At 67.5% G+C, this 15,582-nt stretch carries 13 protein-coding genes and 2 pseudogenes; 10 read left to right on the top strand and 5 right to left on the bottom strand.

Features of this window, described 5'->3' with window-relative positions:
• Positions 1-102 precede the first annotated feature (102 nt).
• Complete coding sequence (locus tag ACFU9P_RS05330; RefSeq protein WP_384077868.1) at positions 103-2,775, bottom strand: M14 family zinc carboxypeptidase; 2,673 nt, start codon at positions 2,773-2,775, stop codon at positions 103-105.
• A 656-nt stretch (positions 2,776-3,431) separates the two neighbouring features.
• Positions 3,432-3,938: an ATP-binding protein gene (locus ACFU9P_RS05325; RefSeq protein WP_384077867.1), complete on the bottom strand. Its 507-nt coding sequence runs from the start codon at positions 3,936-3,938 to the stop codon at positions 3,432-3,434.
• A gap of 296 nt (positions 3,939-4,234) precedes the next feature.
• Between ACFU9P_RS05325 and ACFU9P_RS05320 the strand changes: the two genes are divergently transcribed.
• From ACFU9P_RS05320 to ACFU9P_RS05310, 3 genes and pseudogenes are all read left to right on the top strand, one after another.
• Positions 4,235-5,107, top strand: a complete 873-nt coding sequence (locus ACFU9P_RS05320; RefSeq protein ID WP_384077866.1) for a DUF5753 domain-containing protein — start codon at positions 4,235-4,237, stop codon at positions 5,105-5,107.
• A pseudogene (locus tag ACFU9P_RS05315) lies at positions 5,104-5,367 on the top strand (DUF397 domain-containing protein); the annotation flags it as partial. The gene ACFU9P_RS05320 and the pseudogene ACFU9P_RS05315, both read left to right, overlap by 4 nt.
• Before the next feature lie 115 nt (positions 5,368-5,482).
• Positions 5,483-6,298, top strand: coding sequence for an SAM-dependent methyltransferase (locus tag ACFU9P_RS05310; RefSeq protein WP_384077865.1), 816 nt, complete (start codon positions 5,483-5,485; stop codon positions 6,296-6,298).
• Positions 6,299-6,369: 71 nt separating this feature from the next.
• Here the strand turns inward: ACFU9P_RS05310 and ACFU9P_RS05305 are convergent, their stop codons facing one another.
• Positions 6,370-6,915 (bottom strand): DUF1707 domain-containing protein, encoded by a 546-nt coding sequence (locus ACFU9P_RS05305; RefSeq protein WP_384077864.1) that lies wholly within the window; start codon positions 6,913-6,915, stop codon positions 6,370-6,372.
• Between the two features lie 20 nt (positions 6,916-6,935).
• On the bottom strand, positions 6,936-7,952 hold the full coding sequence (locus ACFU9P_RS05300) for a DUF5954 family protein (RefSeq protein ID WP_384077863.1): 1,017 nt from the start codon (positions 7,950-7,952) through the stop codon (positions 6,936-6,938).
• Positions 7,953-8,213: 261 nt separating this feature from the next.
• On the opposite strand from ACFU9P_RS05300, the gene ACFU9P_RS05295 reads away from it, so the two are divergent.
• The 6 genes and pseudogenes from ACFU9P_RS05295 to ACFU9P_RS05270 all read left to right on the top strand — a co-directional run bounded on the left by ACFU9P_RS05295 (position 8,214) and on the right by ACFU9P_RS05270 (position 13,322).
• Complete coding sequence (locus ACFU9P_RS05295) at positions 8,214-8,654, top strand: MarR family winged helix-turn-helix transcriptional regulator (protein WP_384077862.1); 441 nt, start codon at positions 8,214-8,216, stop codon at positions 8,652-8,654.
• A 76-nt stretch (positions 8,655-8,730) separates the two neighbouring features.
• Positions 8,731-9,594, top strand: a complete 864-nt coding sequence (locus ACFU9P_RS05290) for an SDR family NAD(P)-dependent oxidoreductase (RefSeq protein ID WP_384077861.1) — start codon at positions 8,731-8,733, stop codon at positions 9,592-9,594.
• Positions 9,595-9,892: 298 nt separating this feature from the next.
• Positions 9,893-10,411: a hypothetical protein gene (locus ACFU9P_RS05285; protein ID WP_384077860.1), complete on the top strand. Its 519-nt coding sequence runs from the start codon at positions 9,893-9,895 to the stop codon at positions 10,409-10,411.
• Positions 10,412-10,429: 18 nt separating this feature from the next.
• Complete coding sequence (locus tag ACFU9P_RS05280) at positions 10,430-11,263, top strand: Fic family protein (protein ID WP_384077859.1); 834 nt, start codon at positions 10,430-10,432, stop codon at positions 11,261-11,263.
• Positions 11,264-11,583: 320 nt separating this feature from the next.
• Positions 11,584-11,973, top strand: coding sequence for a hypothetical protein (locus tag ACFU9P_RS05275; protein WP_384077858.1), 390 nt, complete (start codon positions 11,584-11,586; stop codon positions 11,971-11,973).
• 616 nt (positions 11,974-12,589) lie between these two features.
• Positions 12,590-13,322: pseudogene (locus tag ACFU9P_RS05270) on the top strand (transposase).
• Between the two features lie 325 nt (positions 13,323-13,647).
• Here ACFU9P_RS05270 and ACFU9P_RS05265 read toward each other — a convergent pair.
• Positions 13,648-14,253, bottom strand: coding sequence for a lytic polysaccharide monooxygenase (locus tag ACFU9P_RS05265; protein ID WP_365977711.1), 606 nt, complete (start codon positions 14,251-14,253; stop codon positions 13,648-13,650).
• Positions 14,254-14,751: 498 nt separating this feature from the next.
• On the opposite strand from ACFU9P_RS05265, the gene ACFU9P_RS05260 reads away from it, so the two are divergent.
• Entirely contained in the window at positions 14,752-15,498 is a 747-nt protein-coding gene (locus ACFU9P_RS05260) for a phosphotransferase family protein (protein ID WP_384077857.1), read from the top strand.
• Positions 15,499-15,582: the final 84 nt, after the last annotated feature.

Raw genomic sequence — 15,582 nt, 5'->3', positions numbered from 1 at the left:
TTTTTTCGGTTTCCTTTGTGGGGGGTCAACTTTTTTTTTCTTTTTTTTTGGGTGGGGGAGGGGGGGGGGGGGGGGGGGGAGCCCCCCCCCCCACCACGCGATCTACTGTCCGAGGCGGGTGAACTGGTCGGCCGTGAGCTTTGTCGACGGCCCGTAGTACGCGGCGTTGAAGAGCGTCCGCTGCTCGGACCGGTTCCAGGTGCGGAACCCGATCTCGTTGCCGAAGGTGACGACGTAACCCTTGTCGATCGTCCAGGACAGCCCGTTGACCGCCTTGTTGAGGTGCTCGCCGCCGATCAGCCAGCCGCTCTTCAACTGGTCATCGCTGTCCGGGTACTTGGCGATCACATCCACCGGGTAGGTGCTTGTGCTGGTCAGCCTGTACGCGTCGTTCGACACGAACCACACGGGGTTGTTCGCCGGCACGCCCCAGGCCGCCGGGTTGTCGGTGTCGAACTCCTGGCTGAGCAGCGAACCCGGGCAGTAGAAGTCCGAGTTGGAGCCGCTGGGCAGGGTGGAGGTGATGGGCAGGCTGAACAGCGACTGGGCGGTGGCGGTCCCGCTGCCGAAGGTGACCAGCGTGCCGCCGCCGGTCACGAAGTCGTGGAGCTGGTTCCAGCCGGTCGTGCCGACGCCGAACGCCCAGGCCCACTCGGGCGGGTACCGCGTCGAACTCAGGCCGTTGACGATGGAGTTCTTGCTGACCCCGTCCGGCATGATGATGGCGTCGTACCTGCCGGCGAGGTCGGCGTAGTCGCCCGCCTCCACGACCGAGTATTCCACCCCGTACTGGTCGAACGTCCACATCAGCCAGCCGGACGGCATGTTGTCCGGGGGCTTGAGCAGGCCGATCCTCGTGCCCGGCTTGAGCTGGACACCGGCCACGGCCGGTACCGTGCGGATGGCGGACACCGGGATGCCGGTGTTCTTCGACTGGGTACGCAGAAGCTCCCGGGCCGCCGAGGACGGCGGGACGAGGAAGGTGCCGGCGGGGAAGGTGCGGCCGCCGTCGGTGAACTGGGCGGCGGCACGGAAGGTGGGGATGTCCGCCTTCTGCAGCGCGGCGACGATCCGGAACACCCCGTAGGACTCCGGTCCGATCGCGTACGCCCCGCCGCGCGGTGGTGTGGACGGCGTGGCGACCGCCGCGGGCTTGACGGAGCTCAGCGGCTTGGCGTCGGCCGCGAAGGACGCCTCGATCAGGTCGGCCTCGAAGCCGAGCAGCATCGGCAGGGTCTGCGCGGTGGTGTCGTACGGCCGCTGCGGCGGGCCGCCGGGGTACTGCAGCAACTGCGGGTAGTTCTGCACCTCCAGCAGCGTCTTGACGAACCCTGCGTAGGGCTGCTGCAGATAGATGATGTACGACCCGGCGGGGTACTGCTTGCCGCCGGCGGTGAACGCGGCCCGTGACTCATGGATCTCCACCGCGCCGAGGTGGAAGATCTCCAGGGCGTCGCGGACGGCCTGCGGGTCGCGCTGCCCGGCCGGGATGACATACGCGTACGGGCTGGTCCGGGTGACCGCCTTGACCCCGACACGGTAGGAGTTGTAGAGCCAGTTGTAGGTGTCGTAGGCGACTGCCTCCAGGCCCGAGTAGAAGGCCTGCGAGACCCAGTCGATGATGTTGCGCAGCGTCCAGGTGTTGGAGTCGTACGGCTCGATGAAGTTGATGTCGGTGGTCTGCTGGCCGAGCGGCTTCGTGCCCACGTTGGGGTAGGCGAGGTTGGATGCCGCCGCCGCCTCGGTCAGGATGCGCGCCGAGCCGTGGTAGACGCAGTACTGCCGGGACGGGGACCAGTAGTCGTACGTCGAGCCCCAGCCGTTGCCCTTCATGCCGGCGACGGTCATGCCCCGCTGCATCGCCAGGCCCACCGTGTTGGTCTGCTGCACCAGGATGGTGTCGATGTTGGGGTCGTACGGCGACAGGTACGGCGGCGTGAACAGCCGGGGGGCGTTGGCGCCGGCGCCGTGGGAGTCCTGGAAGACGTGGGGCCGGTACTTGTTCAGGATCGAGACGTTGTACTTGCTCTCGATCTGGGTGAGCATGATCCAGTCACGGTTGTCGTCGTGGCCGGTGTACTTCTGGTACAGGTCGGGATAGGTGCGCGCGTAGCTGGTGCCGGCCGTGGCGGCGAAGTAGTCGTTGACGAGGACGAGACCGTCCGGGTTCTGGCACGGCTGGAGCAGGATGACCAGGTTGTCGAGGATCTCCTCGATGTAGTCGGACTGCTCGGTCGCCAGCCGGTAGGCCCATTCGATGGCGGCCTGGGAGTTGCCGACCTCGGTCGCGTGGATGCCGGCCTGCACGTAGTAGAACGGCTTGCTCTTGGTGGCCAGCTTCTTCGCCTCGGCCTCGGACAGCCCTCGGGGGTCGGCCAGCCTGGCGTTGGTGGCGACCAGCCTGTCGAGATCGGCCAGGTTCTTCGGAGAGCTGATGGTCAGCAGGACGTACGGATGTCCCAGGGTGGTCTTGCCGATCTCTTCGTACTTCACGCGGTCGCTGCGAGCACCGATCAGCTCGAAGTACGGGACCATCTTGTTCCATTGAGCCAGGAAGCCTTCGGTTCCGATCGGAGTTCCGAAGTACTCCGCCGGGGACGGGATGCGCCCCCTCTTCTGCCCGGCGGACGGCTGGTCATGGCCGGTCAGGGGGGTCGCGGGCGCCGCCGAGGCGGCGCCCGGGTGGATCACGGTCGCGGCCGCCCCGGCGCCGGCCGCCGCGGTGGTCTTGAGAAGCGTTCGACGGGAGAGTCTTGAGCCTTCACTGCTAGTCATCTGCCGACATCGCCTTTCACGGTCCGGCTGGGCCGGGCCGATATCTGTCGCGGAGTCAGAGTGGGTCGAGTTCGCTGGTCTGCGGGATGCCGTACAACGCCGTACGGGTACGTGTACGTGGCGCAGCGCCGCGCCACGGTGGTTGTCGCAGTGCCTGGGTGCCGCGCGCTGCTGTCGGGCAGGCCCGCGTGATCCGCGAGCGTGCCTCGACCCCGGGCAGTGAGAACCTCGTGCGCCACGCAATCTGTCAGCCGAGACCGAGTGAGGGCAACGGTTCAATCTTGGATTTAATATTAAAAGCGTGTTGCGTCGCGCCTGGCTGGGACGATGGCAGCGCGGTACGCGTCGAGCGAGCAACCAATGGTCGACGAAGGTCCGTTGACGCCGGGGCAGTCCTCCGCGCGCACGTTCCCACCAGCGACGGCTTCAAGACGACGCCCTCGGCCCGGGCTGCGGGGAACACATCTCGGCTCGACTCGGTCGGGGATCCGGCAGTCGTCGAGGTCAGCCGCTGATGATGTCCACATCACAATGGCCCCGCACCCGAACGACCGGGTGCGGGGCCATCGGCGTTGCTTCAACCGGACCACCGCGCTGCTGCTCCACGCCGCCGCCGGCGCCGTCCCTCCGTCACGACCGGTTCACGGCGGCCACGCTCAGACCAGATCGCCCGGGGCACGGGTCCACGGCGGCCGGTGGCTCGGCTCGTCGAGCTGGGCGAGTTCGACCCGTAGCACCGCCCAGGCCACATTGCCCCCCGTACGGGACGAGACGGTGGTGCCCCAGGAGTCCGCGAGCTGTCGCACGATCAGCAGGCCCCGGCCGCTCTCGTCCTCGGAGCCGGGGTGGGTGCCCGACGGGCATGCCGCTGTCCGTCCGTCGTCGTGCACCTCGATCCGCAGCCGCTGGCGGGAGGTCAGTGACAGTCCGCACAGCACACTCGTGCTTTCGGAGTGAATCACGGCGTTGGTCGTCAGCTCCGAGACGAACAACACCGCGTCGGTGCACACGTCGCCGGGCAGCCGCCACGCGCGCAGTTGTCTGCGGACTGTGTCGCGAGCCGTCCGGACGTTCGCACGGAGCGAGGGGAAGCCGAACCAGTGCTCCCGGTCGGGATACATGGTTGACAGCAGTTCGGGCGAAGAGGCCGTGTGGGGGGTCACGTTGATCGCCTTCCGGTGCGGACGGGCGCGGTGCCAGGGAGCGGCGGACCTGAGCGGGAGCGGGCGGGGATGGGGTCTGCTGCCTGAACGCAGGGAGATGTAACTCCGCGGAGAAGTCCAGGAGTTGGCGGTGCGCCAATCCGATCGGGCGGGCGCGCTCACGTACGTAACTATGCTCGCAGCACAGTTCATGCTGCAACAACATCCCTGATATTTTCAGCAAGACGTAATCAGTCTGGCGCCTTCACCAAGTCGCTGTCAGAATCGAGTCGTGACAGCCCATCAGGAGGTAGGGCGTGAGTGAAGCTCGATCCGGCGCCGGGACGAGCGCCCCGACGGTTCTGCGCATGATCCTCGGCCGGCGGCTCCAGGACATGCGGCAGAGCGCGGGCGCCTCACTGGCCGACGCCGCCAGTGCTCTTCGGGTGACGTCGCTGACCATCCGCCGGCTGGAGAAGGCCGAAGTCGCCCTCAAACCCCTCTACGTAGAGAAGCTCCTGGAGACCTACGGCGCCGGACAACAGGAGATAGACGAGTTCGTCGGACTCGCCGAGCAGGCCAACAAGCCCGGCTGGTGGCACGCCTACCGTGACGTGCTGCCCAACTGGTTCACCGCGTACGTCAGCCTGGAGACCGGCGCCAGGACGCTGCGCACCTACGAACCCCACTACGTCACGGGGCTGCTTCAGACGCCCGCCTACGCCCGCGCCGTGCTGAGCGGAGGCTTCCCGAACGGCACCGACGACGAGGTGGAGCGCCGCGTCAACCTGCGATTGCGCCGACAGACCCTGCTGGACCGGGAGGACGCCCCCACCCTCTGGGTGGTCATGGAAGAAGCGGTCCTGCACCGCGGCGTCGGCGGCCCCGAGGTGATGCGCGAGCAGATCGACCGGCTCCTTGAGGTCTCGGAGCTGGACCACGTCAGCATCGACATCCTGCCCTTCGCCGTCGGCGCCCACATAGGGGCCTGTGCCCCCTTCACCTACTTCCGGTTCGAAGAGCCGGAGTTGCCGGACATCGTCTACAGCGAGATCCTCTCGGCCTCCATGTACCTGGACGAACGCGCAGACGTCGTCGCTCATCTGGAGGCACACAACAGGATGTCGCTCCTGACGTCGTCCCGGGCCAGCAGGACACTCCTGAACCGCATGCGCAAGGAGTACTCATGACCATCACGGACGACACTGTCACTGTCTGCAACGTCTACAACGGGATGCCCGCCTCGGACCTCGGCGAGCAGGGCTGGGAGCGCCCGTGGAGCGGCCCCAACGGAGGCCAGTGCGTGGAGACCAAGCGGCTCGCCGACGGACGGGTCGCGGTACGCCAGTCGACCGACCCGGCCGGTCCGGCGCTCATCTACACGCCCGAGGAGATGAGCGCGTTCGTCCGAGGAGTCAAGCAGGGCATGGCCGACCATCTCACGGGCGGCCGGGACGGGCAGTGGGCCAAGGGCAATGGCCCAGCGGGGGAGACGGGTACGGAAGGGGCCGTCGCCGGCCACGACCTGCCCGGCGCACCGCAGCACACCTTCTGAAGGGGACAGGATGAGCAACATTCACGCCGTGCGGGACCTCGACACCAGCAGGCCGCACTCAGCCCGTATGTACGACTACTACCTCGGCGGCAAGGACCACTTCCCGGTCGACAAGCAGGCCGCCGAAGCGGTCGCCGACGCCTACCCGGGCATCTTCACCTGCGCCCGGGAGAACCGTGCGTTCATGCACCGCGCCACCCGGGTGCTGGCGCAGGAGCACGGCATCCGTCAGTGGCTCGACATCGGTACGGGGATTCCCACTGAGCCCAACGTGCACCAGGTGGCGCAGTCCGTGGTCCCCGAGGCCCGGGTGGTCTACGCCGACAACGATCCGCTGGTCCTCAAATACGCCGAGCGCCTGATGCGCAGCACCCCGCAGGGCCGCACCACCTACATCGAGGCCGACGTCAACGACCCCGACTCCCTGCTGACCGCACCGGAGCTGGCCGAGGTACTCGATCTGTCCCAGCCGGTCGCCCTGTCCCTGAACGCGCTGATGCACTTCATCACCGACGCGGGCGACCCGTACGGCATCGTCACCCGGATCATGGCGGCCCTCCCCTCGGGCAGCGCCCTCGCGCTGAGCCACTGCACGCCCGACTTCGACCCGCCCACCTGGGAGAAGGTGACGGACATCTACACCCGCTCGGGCACGCCGGTGCAGTTTCGCTCGCAGAACGACGTTGCCCGCTTCTTCGAGGGGCTTCGCCTGCTCGACCCCGGCATCACCGTCGGCCACCGCTGGCGGCCCACCCACCCCGCCGGTCCCGAGACGCCGACGGATGCGCAGGTCAGCCTGTGGGCGGGAGTCGGCATCAAGCCGTGACAGATTGACATACAGCTCAGCGGCCGCGGTGCCGTCGGTGCCGGTTCGACCGCGGGGCGGTGCCGATGGCCTCATTCCGGCGTGCGGAGTATCCACCGCCGGAACGTCCGCTGCGGGGCGCGTACCACGACCCGGCCGTAGGCGATGTGGCCGACCAGCTCCACTTGAAGGGCATTCGGTGCTCCAGGACCGGCTCCCCGGGGGATTCTGGTCTTGCCGTAGCTCATCGAGAGGGAGTCGGTGTTCACCGTCATCCCCGGCCTGGTCACCAGGCGCAGGGTTCCGCCACGCATGTCCATGTCGATGCGCAGGGTGTCCTGCGTGATCACGGCTTCGGTGAAGTCGAGCGTCACGTCGCACCAGGACGACCGGAGTTCCATCCGCCGCGGAACCGCCCAGCGGCCGTCGCGGCGGACCGAGCCGCCCTCCTGGTCGATCCGGACGACATCCTTCACCTCCACCGTGGCCCCGCTGGGCGTCGCGGCTACGCGCGGCAGATCGGCCGTGAGTCCGGCCAGTTCACCGAGCGTACGGGCGGACAGGGCGGCGTCCAGGCGCTGGTCCAGCTCGGCGGCGGTCAGCCGGCCGTCTCCGGCTGCGATGCGCAGCACCTCCACGGTCCGGTTCCGGTCGGGGTTCAGTCGTCGTAGTGGAGGGTGCCGTCGAGGTCCATGGTGGGGTGGATTTTTTCGGGGGTGTATTGGTCCTGGTCGGTGGGGCGGGGTGGTTCCGGTCCGTCGGGGCCCATGCGGATGGCCCGTTCGATGCGGCAGATCCGGAACAGGCGGTCGTCCACGTGTACGTCGTTGACGCGGGCCGCGGTCTTGAGTTCCTCGGCGGCCTTCGCGTAGGTGTCCTTCTCGTCCTGGTCGAACTCGTGGAGTTCGGGCCAGGTTTCGGTCATGGCGCTGTGGAGCATGCGTCGTGCGTCGTGCGGGGTGGGCATCAGGACGCCGCGGGGCCGCCATCCTTTGCCGCGGCGCTCGGCGACGCCGAAACCGACGGGCAGGAGGGCGATGTCCGGGTAGTCCGTGGCCGCCTGCTCGGAGTCCGCGCGGACATCGGCGGGGAACCGGGAGTCGGAGTACGCCAAAGTGCGCAACGACAGCTTCATGGCACCGGCGAACAGGCCGTCGTCCCGGCCGGGATCGAGGACGAAGCCCTCGTCCAGGGACTCGGTATGGTGCAGTCCCTCCCATGAGGCGTCGCGTGCCTCCGCGTCGGTGGGCCGGGGCGGTTCGAGCCCGTCCGTGCCGATGCGCGTGAACTCGTCGCAGCGCACCACGCGGTAGCGCACGCCGAGGACCTTCAGTTCGTTGACCGGGTCACGTTCGAGTACCGCCACCGCGTCCAGCAGTTCGCGTCGTACGTCCCGGTCGTCCGTGTCGTCCTTGGCCCGGAACCAGAGGTGTGAGTTGAGGCCGTCCCGGGCCTGCTGGGGCGTGCCGTCCGCTGCCGGCGTCACCATGCGCCAGTTCGGTCCGGCCTCGGGATCCTGTGAGGCGATACCGAAGACCGGTCCGCGCAGGGCGATATGCGGATAGCGCTGGGAGGCGTCCACCGCATCGGCCTCCCTCACCCATGCCGCGGGATCGTCACGGCGGACCAATCCTGCGTGGAGTGCGTCGAGTTGTTGCTTCCAGTCATCGGTCATGTGCAGATTGTCGCGGCTCCGGCACGGGATACCGGTCCAATTGCGCGAAGTGTTTCCAGAAACCACACCGAGACCGGAGCCGCGAGCCCGTGGATCCGTCACGGCGTTCGGTAGAGCGAGGGGCGAGAGTGACGATTGGCCGACCGAAAAGCGAACCGCCCGGCCCGGGAGGGCGACCGCCGCGTCATCATCGGCGCCCGCCCCGTCACGGGTCACCGGGATCGGGTTGACATGGCTTGTTGCATATACAACACTAAGGGTGTGAGTACTTCTTCCATCGACGAGATAGTGCGTGACTGTCTGGCGGTGCGCGTCCGGCTGATCGGCCGGGCTCTCACGAGCCTCTACGACGGTGCCCTCGACGGTCATGGGCTGACCATTGCCCAGGTCAACCTCCTGGCCGCGCTGGGCAAAGTCGGTCCGTGTCCGCCGTCAAAGCTTGGCGATGTGCTGCAACTGGAGAGGTCCACGGTCAGCCGGAATCTGAATCTCCTGCTGAACCACGACTGGATCGAGGTCCTGTCCTCCGATGCGAAAGGGATACGGGAGGTCGCGCTCACCCGCGCGGGGCGGGCCAAGATCGAGTCCGTGATGCCCGAGTGGCGGCAGGCCCAGCAGGAGGCCGCACGGCTTATCGGGACGACGGGCGTGAACGCGCTCCAGGGGGTTGCGAGCAATATGGGGTACGCGCCAGGCGCCTAGGCGGACGGACAGGGGTTGGCTCAAGCGCATCTCGGCGGCGAATGTTGTATATACATCACGAGAGGAAGTTGAAGTCGTGAACGCGTACTTCGCGAACAAGGTGGTACTGGTCACGGGCGCATCACGAGGAATCGGCAGAGCCGTCGCGCTGGCGTTCGCCCGGGAAGGAGCGCGGCTCGTTCTCGCGGCCCGCTCGGCCGACCGGCTCGCCCAGGTGGAGAACGAAGTTCGTGAACTGGGTTCAGAAGTGCTGTCGGTGCCGACCGACGTGACCTCCCACGATGCTGTGGCAGCCCTGGTGGACGCTGCGACGGACCGCTTCGGAAGAATCGACGTGCTGGTGAACAACGCCGGCATCGGGAAGGTGGGCGGTGTCGAAGCAGCGGAGTTTGCAGACGACGTCCGTCAAACGCTGAGGGCGAGCCTTTTCGGGATGATTGACGTAACGCAACGCGCACTCCCGGTACTTCGGCAGCAAGGGTCGGGCACGATCGTCAACATGTCGTCCGTGATGGGGCGCAAAGCGTTTTCCCGGTTCGGCTCGTACGCGATCGTGATGCATGCGGTCTCCGCATTCTCGGACAGTCTTCGCCAGGAGGTGGCCGGCGGCGGTATCCGGGTTGTGGCGATCCATCCGGCGCTCACCGCGACCGACCTGTTGAAGGAGGCGGAGGAAGCCGAGATGCCTCCCCCGTTCCGGCACATGACTCCGCTGTCATCGGAAGAAGTCGCGCGAGCTGTGGTGGCCGCGGTCCGGCGCGGGAAGCGACGTGTGGTGCTGCCGCGAACGGCCAATATGCTGCTGCTCGGCGAGGCTCTGTCGCCTCGCATCGGCGACTTGATCGCCACGGCTCTGACGATGCGGCCCGTTGCCAGAGTGCTCGGGATGAGCCGGGGGAAGACGTACCACGAAACGATCTTGAGTCAGCCAAGCGTGTGAAACAGCCGGATCAGCGAAGCGGTGCCGCGTGAACAGGGCATCAGCACGCGACCCGGCCTCCGTCGGATCTGATCTGTCGCAGTGAAGGTTGAGCGGCGGTTCTCGCCGAAGGTCGAGCGGGTGCTCCGTTTGAGCCGAAGCACGATAGTTGTCACAAAGGCAGGCTTGTTGTCACCAAGATCGCAGCGCGGGAACGCGCAGGGCGACTGACGGGATGAGACCGCTTCAGCTGGCACCTGAGCACTTCAGTCGACAATCCGCTTGAACCACAGTCGGGTGGACGTGGCAGGCTTGCGCAGTGATTGTCGAGCTGGCCCCGCGTTTTCTGACCTGGGGCGATGTGGATCCCGCCCGTCATTTCTTCGACAGCGCGTCGGCGCCGCAGGTGGTGCGGTCGCTCGGGCCTGCTCGGCGGGTGCCCACTCGTCCTGGCATCCCCTTCGGTGACCCGGCGATGAACGCCTGGAGCTGGGGCGAGGGACGGCCCTGGGCCGACGCCATGTCGCACGCCCTCGCCGAGCGCTATGGCCGCTGGACGGTGGGCTGGCGCTGGGCGCACGACGAAGGCGACTTCGACGGAGGACCCGTCGGGAACTGGTGCTGCCCGCGGGACTCGATCACCACACCGCAGGAGACGATCGCACGTGTCGTCGCGGCGCTGTGCGAGTGGCGCGAGTGGCTGGAGAGTCTCGCCGGGTGGTTCGACGCGTACCCGTTGAACCTGGCCGAGGTCGAGGACCAGCGGATCTTGTGGGAGCGCGCCGCCCGAAACCTGATCCTGCAGGTGACCGACCGCACCGGCTGTGGCAGCGGCTAGCACGGACATTGCCGTCAGGTGCTGACCTGGTTCCTCAGCCGCTGGGGCGTCGCTCCCGACCTTGCGCAGGAGCTGGTGGACGAGGCGATCGGCGGGCGGTTCGCGAGCTGGACCAGCCCTGACCCGGTGCTGGTCGAGGATGTCGCGGAGCACCTCGCGCTGTCGGTGCGGCCTGACGACGGCGCACGATCCGCCGGGCCAGCGCCGGACCACCTGGAGCGCTGGCTCGCGGTGCGCGAGACCGTGCCATGGCAGAAGGTTCCGGGAGGCGGCCGGGACGAACCGGTTGCCCCGTCGCGCGATGGAGCAGCGGAGGACATACGCGCCTTCGATGGGGCCTTGGACCCCGCCCGCGCACGGGGCCTGCTGACCGCCCTGGAGCTGTTGCGGGCCGACGCGGCGTGCGGCTCCTCCATCGACTTCAAGCTGCTCCAGCGCTGGCAGCAGCATGTCCTGGGCACACCACGGCCGCCGGCGTTCCGCGACCTGCCGGCCTTCGCCAAGGGAGGTCGGGAACGTTACGGCATCGGCCCGGACACCCGAGCCCGCCTCGACGCCTGTCTGGCCGAGAGCGCGCGAAACATTGAGCGGCCCCTTCCCCTCACTGCCCGGGCCGCCCGTGCCTATCTCGACGTGTGCTTTTTCCATCCCTTCGACGACGGCAACGCCCGGTCCGCCTTCCTCGCCCTCGTCTTCGTCCTCGCCCGCGAGGGCGTCGCGCTCGACGGGGTGAGCCTGCTGCGTCGCGTCACCTTCCAGGCCGATGAGCCGCAGGACGCGCTAACCCTCATGCGATATGTCGACCTCCACCTCGCGGAGACCCGACGCAACACCGCCTCCCTCGGCTCCTAGCGTTTGGGCAAGAAGATGCTGGTGAGCCATCTGAGTTGCTCGTTCACGCGGGATTTGTCATGCAGATCAGATGGCGGCGGAGTACTGGAGCCGGTGACAACTGCCCTGCCTCCGCTCTGCTGGTGACAAGTAGCGTGCCGACCTGGTGACAACTACCGTGCCGTGCCGTGCCGTGCCGCTCCGAAGCCGCAGGTCAGTGGCCGCCGATGGTGACAACTATTGTGCTTCGGCACACCGATCGTCAGCTCAGAGGGGCAGCGGCCAGCCCCGTGCCTGTCGGCGTCGGGCCGTTGTCAGTGCCGGATGGCAGGATCACTCGCATGAAGCCATTGCTCCTCACCGACATCGAACGTGCCATTCGCAGCAGTTGGAGTGCCGAGACCTGCACGCCTGAGTTCCGATCGCGCTGGTCCAAGGACAACCCTGCTCGGGACCAGTGCGGGGTGACTGCCATGGTGCTCAATGACTTGCTGGGAGGCGAGTTGCTCCGGGGAGAGGTCCACGTCAACGGAGAGCGTGTGGACTACCACTGGTGGAACCGCCTGGGCATGGGCATTGAGATCGATCTGACCCGGGAGCAGTTCGGGCCGGAGGAGGTTGTCACCGCCGGCATAGTCATCCCCCGCCCGCCCGAGACCGAGTGGCGCAGGCTCCGTGAGGAGTACGAGCTGCTCCGCGACCGCGTCTCGGAGAAGCTCAACCGGCAGTAGGCGACCGCCTGTTCGACAGCGCTGACGCGGCCGGGCAATTCGTAGGGCGCATTCCGGGTCACTCGTGTTCGTTGAGTTCTGCTGTGCTCCTCCGCTCTGCCCTGCTCGGAGAAGCGAAGGAACATGCGTCTGCTCCGCGCTCCCGTCGACGCGGCACACGGCGCCGTACGGATCGGGTCGGCGGTCACCATCACCCCTGGGTTCGCAGAGAACCAGCAGACGGCGGAGATCGGCCCGTCCGACGATCCGACGGGCGCCGGCCGGCCGACTTCGTCCACCTGTACACGACACCCAGCAGCACCGCACCGCTCTTCAGCGACCAGGCCATCCACACGGACGGTGCGGGCACCCGCAGGATCAAGGACTGGCCAGTACCACACAGGCGGGGTAGCAGTTCGTCGTGGCCGGTCGACGGGGCGCCTGGACGGCCATTTGGTACAGCGGCACCAAGGTGTGGTCCCACAACGAGGGCATCCTGCCTGCCCGGGAAGCAGATCCGTCATGAAGAAGGCGGCCTGCGCCTGTCTCATTCCAGGACGTCCGTATCTGTTCCGTGCTTCAGTCCGACAGACCGCACGCCTGGGCGCACGCCCCCGACCGGCGGTACGTCCAGGGCATGGCCGACCGTCGTGCATATCCGAGTGATCTGTCTGATGCCCGCTGGGAGCTGATCGAGCCGGTGCTGTCCGCCTGGCGCTCCGAGCGCCGGGGCCGGGCCCTGGACTTCGGGCGGCCACCCGATTGCCCAGCTCAACGGCCTGTTGCGGGAGTTGGTGCGCCAGCAGGAGGGCCGGAACACCAAGCCGTTGGCGTGCGTGATCGACGCGCAGAGCGTCAAGACCTCCACCAGCGTGCCCGCCACGAGTCAAGGCACGGACAACGCCAAGAAGATCGTGAGCCGCAAGCGCAGTATCGCGACCGACACGCTCGGCCTCCTGCTGGCGGTGCTGGTCACCGCGGCCGGCGTTCAGGACTCCGTGGCCGGCACCCAGCTGCTCGGTCAGGTCGCTGCTGCCCACCCCGACCTGCGCAAGGTCTGGGTCGATGGCGGCTACCGCAAGCACTTCGTCGAACATGCCGCCACCCTCGGCATCGACATGGAGATCACCACTCGCACCCCCGGGACCAGGGGCTTCATCCCGATACCGAAACGGTGGGCGGTCGAGCGGACCTACGGCTGGCTGATGCTCCACCGGCGCCTTGTCCGCGACTACGAAGCCCACCCGCACCGCTCCGAAGCCATGATCCACCTCGCCATGAGCGACCTGATGGCCCGCCGCCTCACCGGCGAGGCCACCATCTCCTGGCGCGACCCGGCATCAATGGATCAAAAACATATACCGGGATGAAGCAACGAGAGAAAACGATCTCTCAGCGACGGGGAACCCTCTTCGCCGAGACCGCCGACCGCCTTCCAGGCCTTCCTGGACCAGAACGAGATCCCCCGGTCGAAGTCCTGGCGGATCTCCGGCAGTTGAGCCCGACCATCCAAGATCCCCGACATCTCCAGCCGCTTGACGATCTATAGGAGCTTCAGAGTCAAGTGAGGAACGCAGGAAGCCCCGTCGGGGCAGGGTGACCCATTGGGGCCCCTGCCCCGACGGGGCTCGGTCGGCCGGGCGGCGGGTTACCGGCGCCCGGCAGAGGCCGGTGCCGTGTGCGGTGCTTTGCGGCTCAGCCGAAGTTCACGTCGCTGCACCACATGTAGGCCTGGTCGAGGTGCGAGGCCTGCCAGATCACGAACAGGATGTGGTGTCCGGTGTAGCCGGAGGTCTGGACGGGGAACGTGATGTCCTGTGCCGGGGCGAAGCGGCCGGTCTGCGTGATGAAGTCGAGGTTGCTCCAGCCCAGGGTCTGGGTCTTGGGGTTGAAGCCCTGCTTGCTCACGTAGACCTTGAAGTAGTCGGCACCGTGGGACGCCTGGTCGTACATGTGGACCGAGAAGTTGTTGCCGATGGTGGTGGTCTTCCACGGTCCGGGCTTGTCCAGGCTGGCGTTCCTCGAGAGGTTGTTGCTGCAGAGTGTCCCGTCGGGGGTCCGTGCCTGGAACTGGCCGCCGAGGCCGTCGCGGAGCGCGCTCATCCAGTTCCACATGGTGTCGGGGTTGGCCTGGAAGGCCTGCCAACACATGGGGTCTTGGGTCTGCATGGCCGGGTTCGTGTGGTCGTTGCCCCACGTCTTCCAGCACTGGTACGCGCGGGTGGCGGGGCCGACGACGGTGCCGTGAGCCTGGGCGGGGGTCGACCAGGTGAGGGCGCCGACGGCCACGGCGAACAGCATGACGAGCGCCTGGAGAGGCCGGCGGAGGGACGCTCGCGAACGCCCGGTTAACGGACTCTTTTTGCGCATGGTGGGGGACTCCTTCCAGTTGCAAGGCTGCTTTGGGAGCGCTCCCAAAGATAGGACTTCCGAGTGAGATGTCAATGAAGCAGACGGAGTTGATTACAGGGGTGGGTGGCGAGCAGGGAATCTGCCGTGAGCCGGAGTCAGAATTGTTCGCGGGACCGGAAAACGAGGATGCGGCCTGGACCGGTGTGCCTGGCCGACGATGCCACCCTCTTCTGGCGCGACCCGACACTCGGGGGTTAAACACTCATTCCGGGATAAAACATCGGGAGAAAACGACCCCTAAGGACTCCTGGCAAAAGTGGTGGGCTTGACCTGGTCAGGGGTTGGTGTCGTGCACGAGGCCGCCGGGTGGCGGGACGTGGTCAGCCGCGTAATCGCACGCGATAAACCCGGCGACGTCAGCGATCATCCCCGGGATACTGGTCGCCCATGGATGAGGTCAAAGTCGTCGTCGCCCATTCCGAGCGCGCGACCCTGCGCGTCGGTGACGTGTTCTTGAAGGTGGACGCCGATCAGGCGCGCATCGACGTCGAGGTCGAGGCGATGTCCCTTGCGCCGGTCCCGACCCCGGAGGTCCTGTGGCGCAAGCCGCCCGTGCTCGCGATCGCCGCGCTCCCGGGGAAGACGCTTGGGCGCCTCGGCGGGCCGTCGACCGGGTCGCCGGCGGCGTGGGCCGCGGCGGGTGCCGCCATCCGGAAGCTGCACGACGCGCCCCTGCCGCCCCTGGCGGGCCGGGCCGGCAGGAGCATCGTCGCGCTGGCGGCGGAACTCGACGACGAGTGCGAGTTGCTCGTGACGAACGGCGTCCTGCCCGCCGACCTGGTCACCCGCAACCGCCAGGTCGCCGAGGCAGCGCTCCGACCGTGGACTCCGGCGTTCACACACGGCGACCTGCAGATCGCGCACGTCTTCGTCGACGGCGACGAGGTCACCGGCATCATCGACTGGTCCGAGGCGGGCCAGGGCGATGCCCTGTACGACCTCGCCACCTTCACACTCGGACACGAGGAGCACCTCGACGAGGTCGTCGCCGGCTATGGCACCGACGTCGACCTCGACGTGATCCACGCGTGGTGGTCGCTGCGAAGCCTGCTGGCAGTTCGCTGGCTGATCGAGCACGGCTTCGACCCCTTCGCGCCGGGCTGCGAGGTCGACGTGCTGAGATCCCGGATGTGAGGCTGCGCGGGCCCGAGTGTACGAATCCGACGTGGCGGCAAGGCGCTGACCGCGATACGGGGGGTGGTTCATGGCGCGGCAGGG

This window comes from Streptomyces sp. NPDC057617 (genome assembly GCF_042800555.1).
In the GTDB taxonomy this organism is placed as follows: Bacteria; Actinomycetota; Actinomycetes; order Streptomycetales; family Streptomycetaceae; genus Streptomyces.
Note: the sequence above shows the minus strand (reverse complement) of the source record. Positions and strands in the feature narration are given on the sequence as shown.